Origin of the sequence: Pseudonocardia sp. DR1-2 (assembly GCF_023717215.1) — a bacterium.
GTDB classification, from domain to species: domain Bacteria; phylum Actinomycetota; class Actinomycetes; order Mycobacteriales; family Pseudonocardiaceae; genus Pseudonocardia; species Pseudonocardia alni.
On record NZ_JAMQOF010000008.1, the window covers coordinates 151,802 to 170,183 of the forward strand.

Below are 18,382 nucleotides of genomic sequence, written 5' to 3' on the forward strand. Positions count from 1 at the left end.
GCAGGATTGATTGACCGCGATACGTCGTCCCGGAGACAGTGTCAGCGTAGTTCGCTACAGCGTACGCAGCCAGCGACGCGGGGCTTCGCCACCCGGCGATCCGCCCCGCACCGCCCGCCGGGCCGGAAGGACATCCCCATGCTCACCGTCGCCGAGGAAGTCGTCCTGATCGCCCTCGATGGGGACACCGGCGGGGGCGGGACCCGCCTCGGCCTGGACTGGGCCGTGGCCGGTGCGGTCGTCGTCGAGCTGGCCCTCGGTGAGCGAATCGCCGTGGGGGGCGACGACGTCGTCACGGTCGTGGACCCGACTCCGACAGGAGCCGGGCACCTCGACACCGTCCTCGCCGAGGCGGCCGCAGGCCAGGTGAAGGTTTCGACGCTGCTGCGAAGGACACGCGCCGGGGCGCCGGGGCGCACCATCGCCGCGCTCGTCGAACGCGGTGTGCTTCGGCGCCGACGCACCCGGCTGCTCGGTCTCGTCCCGGCGCACCGCTACCCCACACAGGACGCCTCGGCCAGGTCCGAGATCCGCACCAGGCTCGCCGACGCCGTCCTCGACGGGCACGAGCCGGACGAGCGCACCGCCGCCCTGATCGGTGTGCTGCACGCCGCGAGGCTGTGGCGCCGCGCGCTGCCCGCCGGCCGCCGCAGGCAGGTCCGCACACGGATGGGCGATATCGCGAAGGGGCAGGCCGTCGGTCCCGCCGTGCGCAAGGCCATCGCCCGGACGAAGGGCGCCATCGCCGCAATGGCCGCCTCGAGCTGAACCGACCGGACTGACAGACAGGAGCGACACGATGGTGACCGAGATCGACACCGACTACCTTGTGATCGGCGCAGGCGCGACCGCGATGGCGTTCGTCGACACGCTGCTGACCGAGTCGCGGGCGACCGTGACCATGGTCGACCGCTACCACCAGCCGGGCGGACACTGGACCGTCGCATACCCCTTCGTGCGACTGCACCAGCCCTCCGCCATGTACGGCGTGAACTCGCGCCCGCTCGGCGAGGACCGGGTTGACCGGACGGGCTGGAACGCCGAGATGTACGAACTGGCGGGCGCCGCCGAGATCTGCAGCTACTTCGACCAGGTGATGCGGCGGACGTTCCTGCCGTCCGGGCGGGTCTCCTACTTCCCGATGGCCGAGTACCAGGGTGGAGGACGATTCCACCTGACGACCTCGGGCACGCAGTACCGGGTGACCGTGCGGCGCAGGATCGTGGACACCACCTACCAAGGCGTGACGGTGCCCGCGATGCAGCCGCCGGAGTTCCCGGTCGCCGACGGGATCCCCGTCGTGCCGCCGAACGAGCTACCCGACGTTCGCGAGCCCTACGACCGCTACGTCGTCGTCGGAGCGGGCAAGACCGGGATCGATGCCTGCCTCTGGCTGCTGGAGCAGGGCGTCGACCCCGTGGACCTGACCTGGATCATGCCCCGCGCACCGTGGCTCATCGACCGTGCGACGGTGCAGCCGATGCCGCTGCGCCGCGCCGCGGACATCGCGGCGGACCACGCCGCGAAGCACTCCGCGATCATGGGCGCCGAGTCGGTACGCGACCTCTTCGACCGGCTCGACGCGGCCGGCGCGCTGCTGAGGATCTCCCCGGACGAGCGGCCGACGGCGTTCCGCTGCGCCACCGTCTCGCGGGCCGAGCTGGAACAGCTGCGCAGAATCACCGACGTCGTCCACCTCGGCCGGGTCAAGCGGGTCGACGCGACGGCCATCGAGCTCGACGGCGGCACGCTCCCGACCGGCCCCCGCGTCCTGCACGTGGACTGCACCGCCGACGCCGTGAGGCAGCTGCCCGTCGTGCCGATCTTCCAGGACGGGTTGATCACCCTGCAGCCGGTCCGCGCGTGCCAGCCGGTGTTCAGCGCCGCACTCGTCGCACACGTGGAGGCGACCGGTCCCGACGACACCGTGCGCAACGAGCTCTGCCCGGTCACACCCAATCCGAGCAGCGACGTGGACTGGCTCCGGTTCGCCCTCTCGGCGAACACGGAACAGCTGCGCTGGGCAGCGAACCCGGACATCGACGCCTGGCTTCGGGCCTCCCGCCTGCACCCGGAGCTTGCCCCGCCGATGCCGGACGACCCGGCCGAACGCGCGATCGTCGAGCAGCAGTCCACGGCCATGGCCCGGGCCCAGAACGCGAAGCTCGAAGAGCTCCTGCGCACGCACGAAGGTCGCTGACCCGACCGGGTCCGCACCACCTGAAACGCAGAGGGGGACCACTGAATGAACTGCATCAGGGACCGGCAGTGGAATCGAGCGCCGTGGACGCTCGCACTCCTGACCACGGTGTGCGCGGAGCTCACCTTCACCGCAATCGCGGTGCCGTTCACCTGGCTGCTCGTGCCGCTGTTGATGGTGATGTACGGCGCGGGAGTCCTCGTGCTCCGCGAGGCGACCGTGCGGGTCGGTGGCACCTGGCCGAGCCTCGCACTGTTGGCCGTGGCTTACCAGCTCGCAGAGGACGGCTTGGGCCTACAGGCCCTGACCAGCCCCCGTATGTACGGCGCCGCCGACTGGGGATTCCGGGCGCTCGGCGTGAACTGGACCTATTGGGAATCGCAGATCGGCGTGCACGTCGTGCTCAGCGTCCTGGTGCCGATCACCATCACCAATCTCCTCTTCCCGGAACAACGGGCCCGGCCCTATCTCAGCAACCACGGCCTGGCCGGCGCGGGCGCCCTCGCGGTCCTGGGCGTGTTCGGGCTCCATTACCTGATCTCCGCGACCGAGGACCCCGGCTACCAGACCCCGTGGGGTTTCACGATGCTGTTCGTCGCTCTCATCGCCGGGCTCGGCGTGGTCGCACTGGTGGTCTTCCCGCGCCGCGGCGTCACCGGACACGTTCGAGGAGCGCGGAGCGCGCCCTGCCCGGCCGTGGTCGGGGTCGTGTCCGGGTATCTGACCATGGCATTCCTCACTACGCTACTTCCGCTCGGCCTCGGTTCCACGATGTTGCTCGGCGACCTGATGTCCCCCGTCCAGCGGCTGGTCGTCGGGCTGATGACCGCGCTCCCGTTCGGCTGGCTGGTCCTGCGCTGGCAGACAGCGCCCCAGTGGGGTGACCGGCACCAGGTCTGGCTCATCGGCGGGATCCTTGTGTCGCACACAGCATTCATGCTGCCCTCGTCGCTGACCGCCGCACTTGTCGGTTCGGCCGCGATCGTGGCACAGGTGTACTTGCTGGCCCATCTCGGCAAGCACCTTCAACGGCGAGAAGCCGCGGTCCTCAATCCTGGCGACGAGCACACGTTGAGCCAGCCGGAATAGCCACTGACGTCAGTGACGTCGCCCGCCTGGCCGTGCTCCGGGCATGCGGTCCTCGGCGCGGCCCATATCACCGGATCCGTCACGACGACGGCTCGTCGCTGCCTGCCGGTGGGTGAGGCCGGCGTTCTCGATGCCCGGCTGGCTCGGTCCGGTCGACCAGCGCGGTGATCGACCGAACCGAATCCCAAGCCATCGATCGCACGTGACCCGTCGCCATCGATATGGCCGGGGTCGACCGATGAGAGTGGGCGCGGCAGGACTCGAACCTGCGACCTATCGGGTGTAAACCGAGTGCTCTCCCGCTGAGCTACGCGCCCGGGACGGACATCTTCACACGGCCCGCAGGGCCCGACGCCACCCGTCCTGGTCCCGCGGCTCCCCCGGCCCGTTCACTTCGGCGAACGAGACGGTGCCGTCCGGGCGGACCAGGAACGTCCCCCGCCGCGCCATCCCCTTGGCGGTGTCGAACACCCCGTAGGCCGACGCCACGGCCCCGTGCGGCCAGAAGTCCGACAACAGCGGGAACCCGAACCCCGCGGACGAGGCCCAGGCCCCGAGCGAGAACGTCGGGTCGCAGGAGATCGTCAGCACCTGGGTGGCGTCGTTCTGGAACTCCGGGAGCGACGCCTGGACCGCCGCCAGCTCCCCGCCGCAGATCCCGGAGAACGCGAACGGGTAGAAGACCATCAGCGCCGAGCGCCCCGACCCGAGGACCGACGCCAGCGAGACCGGCTGTCGGTTCTGGTCGGGGAGCTCGAAGTCCGGGGCGGCCGCACCCTCGACGACTGGGCTCAGCGCTTGCCCTTCCCCTGCTTCGGTGGCACGAGCTTGGACCCCACCCAGTCGTCCCCGAGCGTCGCGTTGGACGTCTGCGACAGTCCGGCGGTCGGAGCCGCCTCGGCGATCTCGGAGGGCTGGATGTGGCCGTCACGGCCGGTCTTGGGTGTCAGGACCCACACGAAGCCCTCGTCCGAGAGGGGCGTTCGGGCGTCGACCAGGGTGTCGATCAGGTCGCCGTCCCCGTCGCGGAACCACAGGAGGACGACGTCGATGACCTCCTGGGCGTCCTCGTCGAGGAGCTCCTCACCGGTCGTGTCCTCGACGGCCTCTCTGACCTGGTCGTCGATGTCGGTGTCGTACCCGAGTTCCTGGACGATCATGCCCGGCTCGATGCCGAGCTTTGCCGCGATGTCGGACGCACCGGCATCTGCCGCGGTCACCACTCGTTCCCCTTTCACGCTGCTCACGCAGTCCATCGTCTTCGGTTCCGCGTGCGGGCGCCACCCTTCGCGCGAAATCGGATGGGGCATCCGATCACGGGGGCACGACCGGATGCAACCGGCTCGCGGTGCGCGGCGCGGTGACGCGCAGGTCACCCCGCCCTCCGTTCAGTTACGTACGAGTAGTACCTATCCTCGCGGCCAGAGCCCGACTTCGTGAACGACGAGTTTCGGGACCGCGCCGGAACAGGCACGATGGACCGAGCCACGGCCACGACCGCCGAGTCCGGCCGGCGACGTCGCCCCACAGCCGGCGGCGGAAAGACAGGGCCGGGCGATCCCGGCCACCGACGGAATCAGGCAGGGAGAACCCTTGACCGCGCAGAGCAGCACGCCCGGCGACGACAAGCGCCGCGTCAACGTCATCCGGGACGGGCTGGCCGCCCACCTGCCGGACATCGACCCCGAGGAGACGGCCGAGTGGCTGGACTCCCTGGACGCGGTCCTGGACAACGCCGGGCAGCAGCGCGCCCGCTACCTCATGCTGACGATGCTGCAGCGCGCCCGTGAGAAGCACGTGGGCGTCCCGTCGCTGACCGCGACGGACTACGTCAACACCATCCCGACCGACCGCGAGCCGTGGTTCCCCGGCGACGAGGACGTCGAGCGCACCTACCGGCGCTGGCTGCGCTGGAACGCCGCGATGACCGTGCACCGCGCGCAGCGCCCGGGTATCGGCGTCGGCGGGCACATCTCGTCCTACGCCTCCTCGGCGACGCTCTACGAGGTCGGCTTCAACCACTTCTTCCGTGGCAAGGAACACCCCGGCGGCGGCGACCAGATCTACATCCAGGGTCACGCCTCCCCCGGCATCTACGCCCGCGCCTTCCTCGAGGGGCGGCTGAGCGAGGACCGCCTCGACGGGTTCCGCCAGGAGCTGTCCCACGCCGGCCCGGGCGGCGGGCTGCCGTCCTACCCGCACCCGCGGCTGATGCCGGACTTCTGGGAGTTCCCCACGGTCTCGATGGGCATCGGCCCGATGAACGCGATCATGCAGGCGCGGTTCAACCGCTACCTGGGCGACCGCGGGTTCAAGGACACCTCCCAGCAGCAGGTGTGGGCCTTCCTCGGCGACGGCGAGATGGACGAGCCCGAGTCGCGCGGCCTGATCCACGTCGCGGCCAACGAGGGCCTGGACAACCTGAACTTCGTCGTCAACTGCAACCTGCAGCGCCTCGACGGCCCGGTCCGCGGCAACGGCAAGATCATCCAGGAGCTGGAGGCGTTCTTCCGGGGCGCCGGCTGGAACGTCATCAAGGTCATCTGGGGCCGCGAGTGGGACTCGCTGCTGCACGGCGACCGTGACGGCGCGCTGATCAACCTGATGAACACCACGCCGGACGGCGACTTCCAGACCTACAAGGCGAACGACGGCGCCTACGTCCGCGACCACTTCTTCGGCCGCGACCCGCGGACCAAGGCGCTCGTGGACCCGATGAGCGACGCCGAGATCTGGAAGCTCAAGCGCGGCGGGCACGACTACCGCAAGGTGCACGCGGCCTACGCCGCCGCGACCGCGCACCACGGCCAGCCGACCGTCATCCTGGCCAAGACCATCAAGGGCTACGGCCTGGGCACGCACTTCGCGGGCCGCAACGCCACCCACCAGATGAAGAAGCTCACGCTCGACGACCTCAAGCAGTTCCGCGACGAGCAGCGCATCCCGATCTCGGACAAGCAGCTCGAGGCCGACCCGTACCTGCCGCCGTACTACCACCCCGGCGAGAAGGACGAGGCGATCCAGTACCTGCGGGAGCGCCGTCGCCAGCTGGGCGGGCCGCTGCCGTCGCGCCGGACCGCCAGCAAGCCGCTGGTGCTCCCCGGCGACAAGGTCTACGACTTCGTCAAGAAGGGCTCCGGCAAGCAGGAGGTCGCCACGACGATGGCGTTCGTCCGGCTGCTGCGCGAGCTCATCAAGGACAAGGAGATCGGCGCGCGCTTCGTGCCGATCATCCCGGACGAGGCCCGTACCTTCGGTATGGACTCGATGTTCCCGAGCCAGAAGATCTACAACCCGAACGGCCAGAACTACACCTCGGTCGACGCCGACCTGATGCTCGCCTACAAGGAGTCCGAGCAGGGCCAGATCCTGCACGAGGGCATCAACGAGGCCGGGTCGGTCGGGTCGTTCACCGCGGCGGGCACGTCCTACGCCACGCACGACGAGCCGATGATCCCGGTCTACATCTTCTACTCGATGTTCGGGTTCCAGCGGACCGGCGACTCGATCTGGGCCGCCTCGGACCAGATGGCCCGCGGCTTCCTGGTCGGCGCCACCGCCGGTCGCACCACGCTGACCGGCGAGGGCCTCCAGCACAACGACGGTCACTCGCTGCTGCTCGCGGCGACCAACCCGGCCGTCGTCGCCTACGACCCGGCGTTCTCCTTCGAGGTCGCGCACATCGTCCAGGACGGGCTGCGCCGGATGGTCGGCGAGAAGCCCGAGAACGTCATCTACTACCTGACGGTCTACAACGAGCCCTACCGCCAGCCGGCCGAGCCGGAGGACGTGGACCGCGAGGGCATCCTGCGCGGGATGCACCGCTTCGCCCCCGCGCCCGAGGGCAACGGCCCCGTGGTGCGGCTGCTCGCCTCCGGTGTCTCACTGCCGTGGGCGCTGACCGCGCAGAAGATGCTGGCCGACGAGTGGGACGTCCGCGCCGAGGTCTGGTCGGTGACGTCCTGGGGCGAGCTGCGCCGCGACGGCGTCGAGGCCGAGCACGCCAACCTGCTCAAGCCCGGTGACGAGCCGGTCGTGCCGTACGTGACCCAGAAGCTGGGCGACGGCGAGCACGGCGACGCCCCGGTCGTGGCGGTCTCGGACTGGATGCGTGCGGTCCCCGACCAGATCCGCCAGTGGTCCCCGGCGCCGTTCCTGTCGCTGGGCACCGACGGGTTCGGCCTGTCCGACACCCGTCCGGCCGTGCGCCGCCACTTCGCGGTCGACGCCGAGTCGATCGTCGTCGGTGCGCTATCGGTGCTGGCCAAGCAGGGCCTGGTGAAGACCGAGACCGCGGCCGAGGCCGCGGCCGGCTACAAGATCGACGACCCGCAGGCCGCCGGCCCGCAGATCGGCGACGGCGGGGCCGCCTGACCCCACCGGCACACGACGGCCCGCCGCCCCGCACGGGGTGGCGGGCCGTCGCCGATTTTCGCCCCTCCCAGGGCGGCGCAGATCACGATAGGCTCCGCGCGACGGCGGTGGCGGTGATCACTCGTCCTCGCGACTCGCCGTCCTGACCAGGGCGTCGACCGTGTGCGTCGCTGGCCCGCGGTTCCGGGCGAGGTGCTCCGGGCCGATGATCTCCAGGGAGCAGGAATGGCAGAAGGCACCGTCAAGTGGTTCAACAGCGAGAAGGGCTACGGCTTCCTCGCCCCCGACGGTGGTGGTGCGGACGTGTTCGTGCACTACTCGGCAATCCAGACGAACGGCTACAAGAGCCTCGACGAGGGGCAGCGCGTGTCGTTCGACATCGAGCAGGGGCAGAAGGGGCCGCAGGCCAGCGGGGTCACGCCGCTCTGAGCCGTCCGGTCACCCGTCCGTCGTGGTGACCGGCAGCAGCCCGTCACGGCCGAGGCCCCGCGCGCCCCGGCCGGTTCCGCGGTGCCCGGGTGTCACCACCCCAGCGCCGCGTGCATCTCCCACACCAGGATCTCGGCCCCGTCCGGTCCGGCGGTGATCCGCCGGCCGCCGTCGTCGACGACCCTGGCCGCGTCGCCCGTACCGAGCTCGTCACCGGGCACGTCCTCCAGCGTCGCGCGCCCACGTGCCACGAACGCGTGCACGAACGGGGCGGTCGGCAGCTCCGTCGCCGCGCCCGGCGCGAGCCGTGCCACCGACAGGGCCGCCGCGCGCTGACGCAGCGGCAGCAGGGTCGACTCGCGGTGCCGTTCCAGGCCCGAGGCCAGGACGACCGTGTCCCCGCGCTCCCCCGCGTGCGCCGCACGCACGAGGTGGCGCGGGTCGCCGCCCGGTTCCTCGGGCACCACCCACATCTGCACGAACCGCACGCCCCCGTCCGGCGTCGCGTGCTCGGAGTGCCGCACCCCCGATCCCGCGCCCAGGTACTGCACCCCGCCCGGCCCGACCCGTGCGGTACGCCCGGTGGTGCTGTCGCGGTGTTCCAGCTCGCCGTCGAGGACCCAGGTGAGGATCTCGGTGTCGCGGTGCGGGTGCTCGTCGTAGCCGCGCCCCGGGACGAGCCGGTCCTCGTTGTGCAGCAGCAGCAGCCCGAAGTGGGTGTTGGCCGGGTCGTAGTGCGCCCCGGCGGAGAAGCTGTGCCGCGAGTCGAGCCAGCCGGTCTCCGTGCGCGCCCGCGAGCCGGCGCGGTACAGCGTGACGTGTCCTGTGGGTGCGTCCATCGTCGTGTCATGCTGCCCGACGTGCACCGCCACCCGGTCGCGGACGCGACGTTGCGCCGCCTCGAGCTCGCCTCGTCCCGGCTGGCCGCGGCCTGCCTGGCGGAGATGGAGCGGCGCTGCCCGTGGTTCGCGGGGCTGCCCGCCGACCAGCGCGCGGGCGTGGCCCTGGTGACCCAGACCGGCGTCGCGAACTTCGTGTCCTGGCTGCGCGAGCCCGACCGCACCACCCCGCTCACCGCCGAGGCGTTCCGGATCGCGCCGCGCGACCTGGCCCGGCGGATCAGCCTGCGCCAGACCGTCGAGCTGGTGCGTATCGCCGCGGACGTGTTCGAGGAGCACCTGCCCCCGCTCGCCGACGACGGCACCGAGCGCCACGAGCTCACCGAGGCCGTGCTGCGCTTCGGCCGGGAGATCGCCTTCGCAGCCGCCACCGTGTACGCCGGCGCCGCGGAGTCCCGCGGCGCCTGGGACGCCCGGCTGGAGGCGCTCGTCGTCGACGCCGTGCTGCGCGGCGACACCGACGGTGCGCTCGTGTCCCGGGCCGCCGCGCTCGGCTGGGACCCCGCCGCCCCGGTGCACTGCCTGGTCGGCTCCGCCCCCGGCTCCGGCCCCGAGTCCCCGCAGCTGATCGTCGAGCTGCGCCGGGTCGCGGCGCGGCTCGGCCACGACGTGCTCGTCGGCGTCCAGGGGCGACGGCTGGTGGTCCTGCTGCACCTGACCGGGCGGCCCGCGCGCCGGGTCGCCGACCGGCTCGCCGAGACCACCTCGGCGCGTGCGGCGCCGACCGGGCCCGGGCCGGCCCCGGGGACGAGCGCGGTCACCGCGCGGGTGCTCGCCGAGGTCGCGGCGCACTTCGGGGCCGGACCGGTCGTCTCCGGCCCGCCCAGCACCGATCTGGCCACCGCGGGTGCCGCCGTCGCCGAGGCACTGGCCGGGCTGGCCGCCGCCCCGGGTCACCCCGACGCACCGCGCCCGGTCGACGCCGCCGACCTGCTGCCCGAACGCGCCCTGCACGGCGACCCGGCCGCGCGGCGCCGGCTCGCCGAGGACGTCCTCGCCCCGCTCCACGACACCGGTGGCGAACTGCTGCGCACCCTGGCCGCGTACCTGGAGGGCGGGGCGAGCCTGGAGGGCTGCGCCCGCGCGCTCTACGTGCACCCCAACACGGTGCGCTACCGCCTGCGCCGCATCGGCGAGCTCGTCGGGCGCTCCCCCACCGACCCGCGGGAGGCGTTCGTGCTGCGCGCCGCGCTCGTCGCCGACCGCACCGCCCGCGCGTCCGACGGCCCGGCCGTCGCCGCGCACACCCCGCTGACTCCTCTGGACCCGACCGGGGAGCATGATCAGGAGGTCGACGGCGTCCGTGTCCCGGTGGGCGGGGCGTTGTCGTGAACCCTACAAAATCCGGCCCCTACGGATCGGTAACGAGGCCCCGGTCACACCTGCGGTTCGTAGGTTTCCTACAACTTCGGTGGTCCGACTTCGTCGTAACCGGTATCCCGGCGCCGCCCCCGAGAGGTGTGTGATGTCCCCGTGATCGCCCTGCTCGCACCCGGCCAGGGGGCCCAGACCCCCGGCATGCTCGCTCCGTGGCTGGAGGACCCGGCCGCGGCGGAGGCCGTGGCCGGCTGGTCCGACGCCGTCGGGCTCGACCTGGCGCGTCTCGGCACCACCGCCGACGCCGAGGAGATCACCGACACCGCGGTCACCCAGCCGTTGATCGTCACCCTGGGTCTGCTGGCCGCGCGCCGCCTGCGCGAGCGGGTCGAGCTGCCGTCCGGGACCGTCGTCGCCGGGCACTCGATCGGCGAGATCACCGCCTGCGCGATCGCGGGCGTGCTGACCGAGGACGCCGCCGTCGCCCTCGCCGGGGTCCGCGGCCGTGAGATGGCCGCCGCCTGCGCCGTCGCGCCGACCTCGATGGCCGCCGTGCTCGGCGGCGAGGAGGAGGTCGTGCTGGCCCGCCTCGCCGAGCTGGGTCTCGACCCGGCCAACCGCAACGGGGCGGGCCAGATCGTCGCCGCCGGGGCGAAGGAGGCGATCACCGAGCTCGTCGCGTCGCCGCCGGAGAAGGCGCGGGTCAAGGAGCTCCCGGTCGCCGGGGCGTTCCACACCGCGCACATGGAGCCCGCGCGTGCCGCGCTGGAGAGCCACGCGTCGTCGGTGCCGGTGTCGGACCCGACGCTCACGCTGCTGTCCAACGCCGACGGCGGGACCGTCGACACCGGCGCCGAGGCGCTGCGCCGGCTCGTCGCGCAGGTCACCCGGCCGGTCCGCTGGGACGCCTGCATGCAGACCCTTGCCGACCGCGGGACCGGCGCGACCCTCGAGCTGCCCCCGGGCGCGACGCTGACCGGGCTGGTCAAGCGCGCCGTCAAGGGCACCCCGACGCTGGCGCTCAAGACCCCCGAGCAGCTCGACGCCGCCGTCGACCTGATCTCCGAGCACGGGAAGTGAGCCCCATGCGAGCGACCCCGACCGTCGCCGGGGCCCGTTTCCTGGGCCTCGGCAGCTTCCAGCCCGAGCACGTGGTCACCAACGCCGACCTGGAGAAGCGGGTCGAGACCGACGACGCGTGGATCCGCAGCCGCGTCGGGATCGCCGAGCGCCGGATCGCCGACGCCGACACCTCGCTGACGGCCATGGCGACGGCGGCCGGGGCGGCGGCGCTGACCGACGCCGGCTTCGACCCGGCCGGGCTCGACGCCGTGATCGTCGCGACCTGCACGATGCCCAACCCGATCCCGAACGCCGCCGCCCAGGTGGCGACCGGCCTGGGCGCGAACGGCGTCGCGGCGTTCGACCTGAACGCGGCCTGCGCCGGCTTCAGCTACGCCACGGCCGTCGCCTCGGACATGATCCGCGCCGGTTCGGCCCGGCACGTGCTGGTCATCGGCGCCGAGAAGCTCTCGGACTGGGTCGACTGGGACGACCGCTCGACCTGCATCATCTTCGCCGACGGCGCGGGCGCCGCCCTGCTCGGACCGGCGGACGGCGAGGACGAGGTGGGCGTCGGCCCGGTCAGCTGGGGCAGCGCGGGCGACCACGCGTCGACCATCCGGATCCTCGGCGAGACCACGAACAAGCTGCACCAGGAGGGTCAGGCCGTCTTCCGGTGGGCGACGACGGCGATCTCCCCCGTCGCGCTGGACGCCGTCGAGCGGGCCGGGCTCACCCCCGCCGACATCGACGTGCTCGTCCCGCACCAGGCGAACCTGCGCATCGTCGAGGCGATCGCGAAGAAGCTGCGCCGCCACGGCGCCCGGGAGGACATGGTCGTCGCCGACGACATCGTGCACTCCGGCAACACCTCGTCCGCGTCCATCCCGATGGCGCTGGACCACATGCGCACGGCCGGCCGGGTACGGTCCGGCAACGTGCTGCTCCTCGTAGGCTTCGGCGCAGGACTGTCCTACGCCGGACAGGTCGTCGTCTGTCCCTGACGGGGCACCGGAGACCTGGCACCCGCACCCATCCACCGCGCAAGGAGAACCATCGTGGCTGACAACGCCGAGATCCTCACCGGGCTGGCCGAGATCGTCGAGGAGGTCGCCGGCATCGACACCGCCGAGGTGACCCCCGAGAAGTCCTTCGTGGACGACCTGGACATCGACTCGCTGTCGATGGTGGAGATCGCCGTGCAGGCCGAGGACAAGTTCGGCGCCAAGATCCCGGACGACCAGCTCGCCGAGCTGAAGACCGTCGGCGACGCCGTCGACTTCATCGCCAAGCACCAGTGATCCGTACCGGCGGGCACGCACCGGTAGCGCTGTCCGCCGGGGAGAAGGAGACGTCATGACCGACGGAGTGGTCGTCACCGGTTTCGGGGCCACCACCCCGCTCGGCGGGGACGCCGCCTCCACCTGGGAGGCGCTGCTCGCCGGGAAGTCCGGGGTGGGAACCACCCGGGCCGACTGGACCGAGCGGTTCGACCTGCCGGTGTCCATCTCGGCCCAGCTCGCCGTGGAGCCCACCGAGGTCCTGCCCCGCGTGCAGGCCCGCCGGATGGACCGGTGCGAGCAGGTCGCGATGGTCGCCGCCAAGGAGGCCTGGGCGCACGCCGGGCTCGGCGCGATCCCCGGCGAGGACGGGGCCGCGGTCGAGGCCGAGCGGCTCGCCGTCGTCATCGGCGCGGGCATCGGCGGCGCGCCGACGCTGCTCGCGCAGGACGACCTGCTCGAGGAGCACGGGCTGCGCAAGGTCTCGCCGCTGACCGTGCCGATGCTCATGCCCAACGGGCCGGCCGCGCTGGTGAGCCTGGAGTACAAGGCCAAGGGCGGGGTGCACTCCCCCGCCTCGGCGTGCGCCACCGGCGCCGAGGCACTGGCCTGGGCCTACAAGCTGCTGCGCGACGGGGAGGTCGACGTCGTCCTCGCAGGCGGCGCCGAGTCCTGCATCGTGCCGATCACCGTGGCCGGGTTCGTGCAGTCGCGGACCCTGTCCACCCGCAACGACGACCCGGAGCGCGCCTCCCGGCCGTTCGACACCGGGCGGGACGGCTTCGTCCTCGGTGAGGGCTCGGGCGTGCTCGTGCTCGAGCGCGAGGAGTTCGCGAAGGCCCGCGGCGCCACCGTGCACGGCCGCCTCGCCGGGATCGGTCTGACGTCCGACGCGTACCACATCACCGGGCCCGACCCCGAGGGCGAGGGCCAGATCCGGGCGATGAAGAAGGCGGTGGCCGGGGCCGGTCTGACCGCCTCCGACATCGTCCACGTCAACTGCCACGCCACCTCCACGGTGGTCGGCGACGTGGGTGAGGCGACCGCCGTGAAGCGGGCGTTCGGCGACCACCCGGTGCTGACCGCACCGAAGTCGGCGCTCGGGCACCTCGTGGGCGGGGCCGGGGCCGTCGAGGGGATCATCGCGCTGCTCAGCGTGCGCGACGACATCGTCCCCGCGACGCTCAACCTGACCGACAAGGACCCGAAGGTCGAGCTGGACGTCGTCGCCGGCGAGCCGCGGAAGATGACCGTGGACGCCGCCGTCAACAACTCGTTCGGCTTCGGCGGGCACAACGCCTCGCTGGTGTTCACCAAGGCCTGACGGTTCCGTGCGGGTCCCCGGCCGGGGACCCGCACGCCCGCTCAGCAGGGGGCGCGCAGGATCCCGTCGGGATTCCCGACGTCCATCCGCGGCGGCGAGCCCGCCATCGGGAAGGCGACCTGCCAGCAGATCCGGCCGACATGCAGGCCGGGCGGGCCGTCGTTCGGGTCCTGGACGCTGATGAAGCGCACCAGGGCGAGCACACCGCCGCCGGTCGCGGAGTCGATCCGGTCGATGCGGATGGTGCCGTCGGTGGTGGAGCCGATCCCCTCCAGCCACGACTCGCGGGGCTGCCGGTCGGCGGTCTCGGGGTTCACCACACGGGTCCAGGTGGCGTGGTCGCGGCCGTTGACGGCGTTGAAGTAGAGCTGCACCTGCTGCATCACCAGCTGGGCGGCCGGATGCTCGGCCGCGCCCGCGCTGATCGTCACCTCGCTGCTGCCCGCGCCGCTGTCGGGCACGGTCTGCGGCGCGGAGGCGGGGGCGACGCCGGAACGGGTCGTCCCGGACACCGTCCACGCGACACCGCCGACGGCCACGAGCGCCACCAGCAGGACGCCGACCGTGATCGCGGCCCGGCCGTTCATTCCTCGCCCCCCATGGGACGACAGTCTGCCCGGCCCGGCTCGGCTCAGCCGACCCGGTGGGTCAGCAGCGTCACCGCCGCGCCGTCGCCGGCGAAGCGGAAGGACTCCAGCTCGTCGTCCCAGGCCGTGCCCAGCAGCTGGTCGAGACGCCGGGACAGCCCGGCGCCGCCGTGCTCGGCCATGACCGTGCGCAGCTGGTCCTCGGGCAGCACGACGTCGCCGTTGGCGCTGGTGCGCCCGTGCCACATGCCGAGGCCGGGGACGTGCATGAACCGCTCCCCGTCCACGCCGGGGCTCGGTTCCTCGGTCACCTCGAACCGCAGCATCGACCAGGCCCTCAGCGCCCCCGCGAGAGCCCCGCCGCTACCGGCGGGACCGCTCCAGGTGCACTCGGCCCGCATCTGACCGGACGCCACCGGCTGTGCGGACCACTCGAGGGAGACCCGCGTTCCGAGAACGCCCGAGAGCGCCCACTCGACGTGCGGACAGACCGCAGTCGGCGACGAGTGGACGAACACCACTCCGCGTGTGCTCACTGCCAACCTCCGCTGTCGTCGACGAGGATCGTCTTCCCCTACGTCCTCGGCGCAGCGCGGCCGGTGCTCGGACCCGCGGTACTGATGTGCTGGATGTGGGTGTGGTGACCTCCGTGGCGTGAGTGGACTTCGGTGGCCTCACTCTGCCCGATTCCGCTCCGGGGAGCCACCCCGACACGACGACCGGGTGAACGGCGCCCGGCGTGTCGCGGCCCGGCGCGCGGGTCAGGCGGTGTAGGTGGCGACGGCGACCCCGGTGGCGGCGTCGGGAACCTCGGTCCGGCGCAGCTCGCCGAGGTCGGCGAGCACGTCGAGGTGCGCCCCGGTCTCCAGGACCGCGAGGGTCCGGTTGAACAGGTCCATGTCCTCCAGCCGGTGTTCCCGCCGGGTCCAGCGCAGGACTCGGGCGACGGCGTCGGCCGTCGGGTGGCCCGCGGCGACGGCGTCGCGGCACTGGGCGAGCCGGACGTCGTGGTGGGCCAGCAGCTCGTCGGTGCGGGCGTGCGCGCTGCCGCCGACCGGGCCGTGCGCGGGCAGCAGGGTCGCGTCCGGCCGGGACCGGACCAGGCGCAGCGAGTCGAGGAACTGCCCGAGCGGGCTCGCCACCGGCGACGGCTGCAGGCCGATCGACGGGGTGATCCGGGGCAGCACGTGGTCGCCGGCGAACAGCAGCTCGTGGGCCTCGTCGGCGAACACGAGGTGCCCGCGGGTGTGCCCCGGGGTCTCCACGGCGGTCAGCGTGCGGGTACCCGCCGGGTCGGCGACGGCGATGGCGGCACGGTCGGCGATCCACTCGTCGGGGGCCTCCCACTCCTCGGGGAGCGGACGCGGCCACGGCCCGGCCCGGCCGAGCTCGTCGACGAGGCCGGCGGCGCCGGCACGCAGCAGCCGGGTCCGGTCGGGCTCACCCTGCGGGCGGTCGGGATCGGTGATGACCTCCAGGTTGGGCCGCTCCCCCGCGCCGAGCAGCACACGGGTGCCGTACTCGCGGCGCAGCACCGCCGCCAGGGTGTAGTGGTCCCGGTGGGCGTGGGTGACCAGGAAGCGACGGACGTCGCCGAAACCGGAGCCCAGCGCGGCCAGCGCCTTGCCGAGCAGGTCGCGGGCCTCGTCGATCGCCCAGCCGGAGTCGATCAGGGTCCAGCCCGTGTCGTCGGCGAGTGCGTAGACGTTCACGGCGCGCAGCCCGTCCTGCGGCAGCGGCAACGGGATCCGGTAGACGCCGGGGGCGCTGCGGAACACGCCCGGCGCGGTCCAGTCGCCGTCCGGGTCGTCATCGGTCACGGTGGGAGCGGCGGTCACCTCCCGACGATAGATGACCGCGCACGCGCGTCCGGGCCGGTGGCTCCCCCCACGGGGTCGCATCATCACCCCGCGTGTCCGGACGGACACCGAGAGCCGACAGTTTCCGGACAGTCCACCCGAGGGTGGGACATGTTCGCACCGGGAGGGTGGTCCGATCCGCGCTACCGTCCCTGCGTTCGGTGATCAGAGGTCGACCTGGGGGCGGGTCGGCGAAGGAGGGGCGCAGCATGGCGGCAGGGATCCCGGAGCAACGGTCCGGGCAGGACGCGCCGTTCCTCACCGTGGCGGAGGTGGCGGACCGGATGCGGGTCTCCCGGATGACGGTGTACCGGCTGGTGCACTCCGGGGAGCTGCCCGCGGTGCGCTTCGGGCGCTCGTTCCGCGTGCCACCCGAGTCGGTGGAGGCGTTGATCGAGTCGGCGCGCTACACCGGCGGGTGAGACACGGAGCCGGAATGATGCCGATCGACGCCGCGAGCGCGCGGCGGGTCGCGGACACCTACGACACCGCCGAGGCCCGCACCGAACGGGAGCGGACCCTGGAGCTGCTGGATCCGCGGGCCGGTGAGCAGATCCTGGTCGTCGGGACCGGGCCGGGACAGCTGCTCGACGAGGTCGCCCGGGCCGTCGGTCCGGGCGCCACGGGTATCGACCCGGACCCGGTGATGGTGACACTGGCGCGACGCCGGTGCGGCACCCGGGCCGTCGTCACGCAGCGCGCGTTGGCCGGTCCGGGCTCGCTGCCCGGCGGGCCGTACGACGCGGTGGCCTGCCTGCAGGTGCTCGAGTTCCTGGAGGACCTGCCGGCGGCCGTCGCCGAGCTGTACCGGGTCCTGCGCCCGGGCGGGCGACTGCTGGTCCTGGACACGGACTGGACCTCGCTGCACTGGCCCGGGCCCGGGCAGGACCGGCACCGCCGCATCCGCGACGCGTGGTGCACCACGGTGCCGCGGTCGCGGCTGCCCTACGAGCTGGGCCCGCTGCTGCAGCGCGCCGGGTTCGGCGGGGAGTGGACGCGCCGGATGCCGATGCGCGGACCGGCCTCCACCGGCTACGGCGCCGCACTGCGGGAGATGGTCGCCGACGCCGCGCCGGGCCGGTGCGGGCTCACCCGGGCCGACGTCGACGCGTGGGCGTCGGGCGTCGCGTCCTGCGGCGACGAACCGTTCTCGGTGGACCGCTGGTTCCTGGGCGCCGTCCGGCCCTGAACCGGCGGGCGTGGCGCGCGGGGCGCCGGTCGGGCAGCATCGCGGCCGTGGGCTCCCCGTCGTCGCAGACACCGATCACCGCGCGGGTCAGGATCGGGCAGCAGCCCGACTTCGTCCGCCTGTTCCAGACGCTGCCCCGGGCCGGCGAGTGGGTCAACTTCGCCCCGCCCGGCCGGCGGCGCGACGACTACGAGGTCGACTGGGTGCTGCACTGGGCGATCGACCCCGACGACACCGACAGCCCGGACGTCACCGTCGAGATCCAGCTCGTCGACCCGGAGTAGTCCGCTGGTCGAAGCCGTGGCTGCGGACCGCGGCGACGCCGCCGTCGCGCAGGGCCTCGAGCACCGCGCGTTCGTGCGGGACCGTGTCGGCGGGCAGGTCGGCGAGGGCGAACCAGTCCAGGCCCGCGGTCTTCCCGTCCTCGGCGCGACGTGGCTCGCCGGCCCAGCGTCGGCAGGTGAAGAAGAAGTCGACGCGTTCGTCGACCGGGTTCCCGTTGCGCCGGGTGCGGTGCACCGCGGTCAGCGGGACGAGGTCGGCGGGGTCGACGGTGACACCGAGCTCCTCGTGGGCCTCGCGCACCGCGGCGGCGGCCGCGTCCTCGCCCGCCTCGACGTGCCCGGCCGCGGCGGCGGCCCAGTGGCCGTCCATGAACCCGGTGCCCGCACGCAGCTGGAGCAGTACCTCGGTGCGTTCACCGGTGCCGCGCAGCAGCAGGACGTAGGACGCCGGGACGACCCGGTAGCGCTCGCTCACGCCGTCGACCCTAG

General features: G+C 72.9%; 20 protein-coding genes and 1 tRNA gene. 13 read left to right on the top strand and 8 right to left on the bottom strand.

All coding sequences use genetic code 11. The features are described 5' to 3' along the window. The first annotated feature begins 138 nt into the window (after positions 1-138). Genes ND486_RS23185 through ND486_RS23195 form a run of 3 tightly spaced genes read left to right on the top strand, consistent with a single transcriptional unit; the run spans position 139 to position 3,289 of the window. On the top strand, positions 139-768 hold the full coding sequence (locus ND486_RS23185; RefSeq protein ID WP_251786594.1) for a GPP34 family phosphoprotein: 630 nt from the start codon (positions 139-141) through the stop codon (positions 766-768). A 31-nt stretch (positions 769-799) separates the two neighbouring features. Further along, complete coding sequence (locus ND486_RS23190; protein ID WP_251786595.1) at positions 800-2,200, top strand: NAD(P)/FAD-dependent oxidoreductase; 1,401 nt, start codon at positions 800-802, stop codon at positions 2,198-2,200. Positions 2,201-2,245: 45 nt separating this feature from the next. Continuing rightward, positions 2,246-3,289 carry a hypothetical protein gene (locus ND486_RS23195; protein ID WP_251786596.1) on the top strand — a complete coding sequence of 348 codons (1,044 nt, stop codon included), beginning with the start codon at positions 2,246-2,248 and terminating at the stop codon, positions 3,287-3,289. 245 nt (positions 3,290-3,534) lie between these two features. On the opposite strand, the gene ND486_RS23200 is transcribed toward ND486_RS23195, so the two are convergent. The 3 genes from ND486_RS23200 to ND486_RS23210 all read right to left on the bottom strand — a co-directional run bounded on the left by ND486_RS23200 (position 3,535) and on the right by ND486_RS23210 (position 4,512). Continuing rightward, positions 3,535-3,606, bottom strand: a tRNA-Val gene (locus ND486_RS23200). Positions 3,607-3,619: 13 nt separating this feature from the next. Further along, positions 3,620-4,132: a peroxiredoxin gene (locus ND486_RS23205; protein ID WP_308215877.1), complete on the bottom strand. Its 513-nt coding sequence runs from the start codon at positions 4,130-4,132 to the stop codon at positions 3,620-3,622. Next, entirely contained in the window at positions 4,081-4,512 is a 432-nt protein-coding gene (locus tag ND486_RS23210) for a DUF3052 domain-containing protein (RefSeq protein ID WP_020624178.1), read from the bottom strand. The genes ND486_RS23205 and ND486_RS23210 overlap by 52 nt, the downstream gene beginning before the upstream one ends. A gap of 370 nt (positions 4,513-4,882) precedes the next feature. On the opposite strand from ND486_RS23210, the gene aceE reads away from it, so the two are divergent. Then, complete coding sequence (aceE, locus tag ND486_RS23215) at positions 4,883-7,663, top strand: pyruvate dehydrogenase (acetyl-transferring), homodimeric type (RefSeq protein ID WP_251786597.1); 2,781 nt, start codon at positions 4,883-4,885, stop codon at positions 7,661-7,663. Between the two features lie 225 nt (positions 7,664-7,888). Beyond that, positions 7,889-8,092, top strand: coding sequence for a cold-shock protein (locus ND486_RS23220; RefSeq protein ID WP_073577448.1), 204 nt, complete (start codon positions 7,889-7,891; stop codon positions 8,090-8,092). 92 nt (positions 8,093-8,184) lie between these two features. Here ND486_RS23220 and ND486_RS23225 read toward each other — a convergent pair whose 3' ends face one another. After that, positions 8,185-8,931, bottom strand: a complete 747-nt coding sequence (locus ND486_RS23225) for a pirin family protein (RefSeq protein ID WP_251786598.1) — start codon at positions 8,929-8,931, stop codon at positions 8,185-8,187. A gap of 9 nt (positions 8,932-8,940) precedes the next feature. Here ND486_RS23225 and ND486_RS23230 point away from each other — a divergent pair, with 9 nt between their 5' ends. The 5 genes from ND486_RS23230 to ND486_RS23250 all read left to right on the top strand — a co-directional run bounded on the left by ND486_RS23230 (position 8,941) and on the right by ND486_RS23250 (position 13,974). Beyond that, a complete protein-coding gene (locus ND486_RS23230; protein ID WP_251786599.1) occupies positions 8,941-10,323 on the top strand; it encodes a CdaR family transcriptional regulator in 1,383 nt (460 codons plus the stop codon). A 141-nt stretch (positions 10,324-10,464) separates the two neighbouring features. Continuing rightward, on the top strand, positions 10,465-11,388 hold the full coding sequence (locus ND486_RS23235; RefSeq protein ID WP_100878358.1) for an ACP S-malonyltransferase: 924 nt from the start codon (positions 10,465-10,467) through the stop codon (positions 11,386-11,388). A gap of 5 nt (positions 11,389-11,393) precedes the next feature. Next, on the top strand, positions 11,394-12,374 hold the full coding sequence (locus ND486_RS23240; RefSeq protein ID WP_251786600.1) for a beta-ketoacyl-ACP synthase III: 981 nt from the start codon (positions 11,394-11,396) through the stop codon (positions 12,372-12,374). A gap of 54 nt (positions 12,375-12,428) precedes the next feature. After that, complete coding sequence (locus ND486_RS23245) at positions 12,429-12,671, top strand: acyl carrier protein (protein WP_020623056.1); 243 nt, start codon at positions 12,429-12,431, stop codon at positions 12,669-12,671. Between the two features lie 55 nt (positions 12,672-12,726). Beyond that, entirely contained in the window at positions 12,727-13,974 is a 1,248-nt protein-coding gene (locus ND486_RS23250; protein ID WP_251786601.1) for a beta-ketoacyl synthase, read from the top strand. 41 nt (positions 13,975-14,015) lie between these two features. Here ND486_RS23250 and ND486_RS23255 read toward each other — a convergent pair whose 3' ends face one another. The 3 genes from ND486_RS23255 to ND486_RS23265 all read right to left on the bottom strand — a co-directional run bounded on the left by ND486_RS23255 (position 14,016) and on the right by ND486_RS23265 (position 16,399). Beyond that, positions 14,016-14,561 (bottom strand): hypothetical protein, encoded by a 546-nt coding sequence (locus ND486_RS23255; RefSeq protein WP_062396637.1) that lies wholly within the window; start codon positions 14,559-14,561, stop codon positions 14,016-14,018. Between the two features lie 44 nt (positions 14,562-14,605). Beyond that, positions 14,606-15,097 carry a DUF3145 domain-containing protein gene (locus tag ND486_RS23260; protein ID WP_043277342.1) on the bottom strand — a complete coding sequence of 164 codons (492 nt, stop codon included), beginning with the start codon at positions 15,095-15,097 and terminating at the stop codon, positions 14,606-14,608. Positions 15,098-15,322: 225 nt separating this feature from the next. Beyond that, the gene (locus ND486_RS23265) at positions 15,323-16,399 is read right to left on the bottom strand and encodes an MBL fold metallo-hydrolase (protein ID WP_251786602.1); all 1,077 of its coding nucleotides are present in this window, start codon (positions 16,397-16,399) and stop codon (positions 15,323-15,325) included. 230 nt (positions 16,400-16,629) lie between these two features. Here ND486_RS23265 and ND486_RS23270 point away from each other — a divergent pair, with 230 nt between their 5' ends. From ND486_RS23270 to ND486_RS23280, 3 genes are read left to right on the top strand one after another with little or no spacing between them, the layout of a single operon-like run. After that, positions 16,630-16,842 (top strand): helix-turn-helix domain-containing protein, encoded by a 213-nt coding sequence (locus tag ND486_RS23270; RefSeq protein WP_020623051.1) that lies wholly within the window; start codon positions 16,630-16,632, stop codon positions 16,840-16,842. Positions 16,843-16,859: 17 nt separating this feature from the next. After that, entirely contained in the window at positions 16,860-17,609 is a 750-nt protein-coding gene (locus ND486_RS23275) for a methyltransferase domain-containing protein (RefSeq protein WP_251786603.1), read from the top strand. Between the two features lie 47 nt (positions 17,610-17,656). Next, positions 17,657-17,893: a hypothetical protein gene (locus ND486_RS23280; protein ID WP_062396644.1), complete on the top strand. Its 237-nt coding sequence runs from the start codon at positions 17,657-17,659 to the stop codon at positions 17,891-17,893. Here the strand turns inward: ND486_RS23280 and ND486_RS23285 are convergent. After that, positions 17,859-18,368 (bottom strand): NUDIX domain-containing protein, encoded by a 510-nt coding sequence (locus ND486_RS23285; RefSeq protein ID WP_251786604.1) that lies wholly within the window; start codon positions 18,366-18,368, stop codon positions 17,859-17,861. The genes ND486_RS23280 and ND486_RS23285 overlap by 35 nt on opposite strands. Between the last annotated feature and the right edge of the window lie 14 nt (positions 18,369-18,382).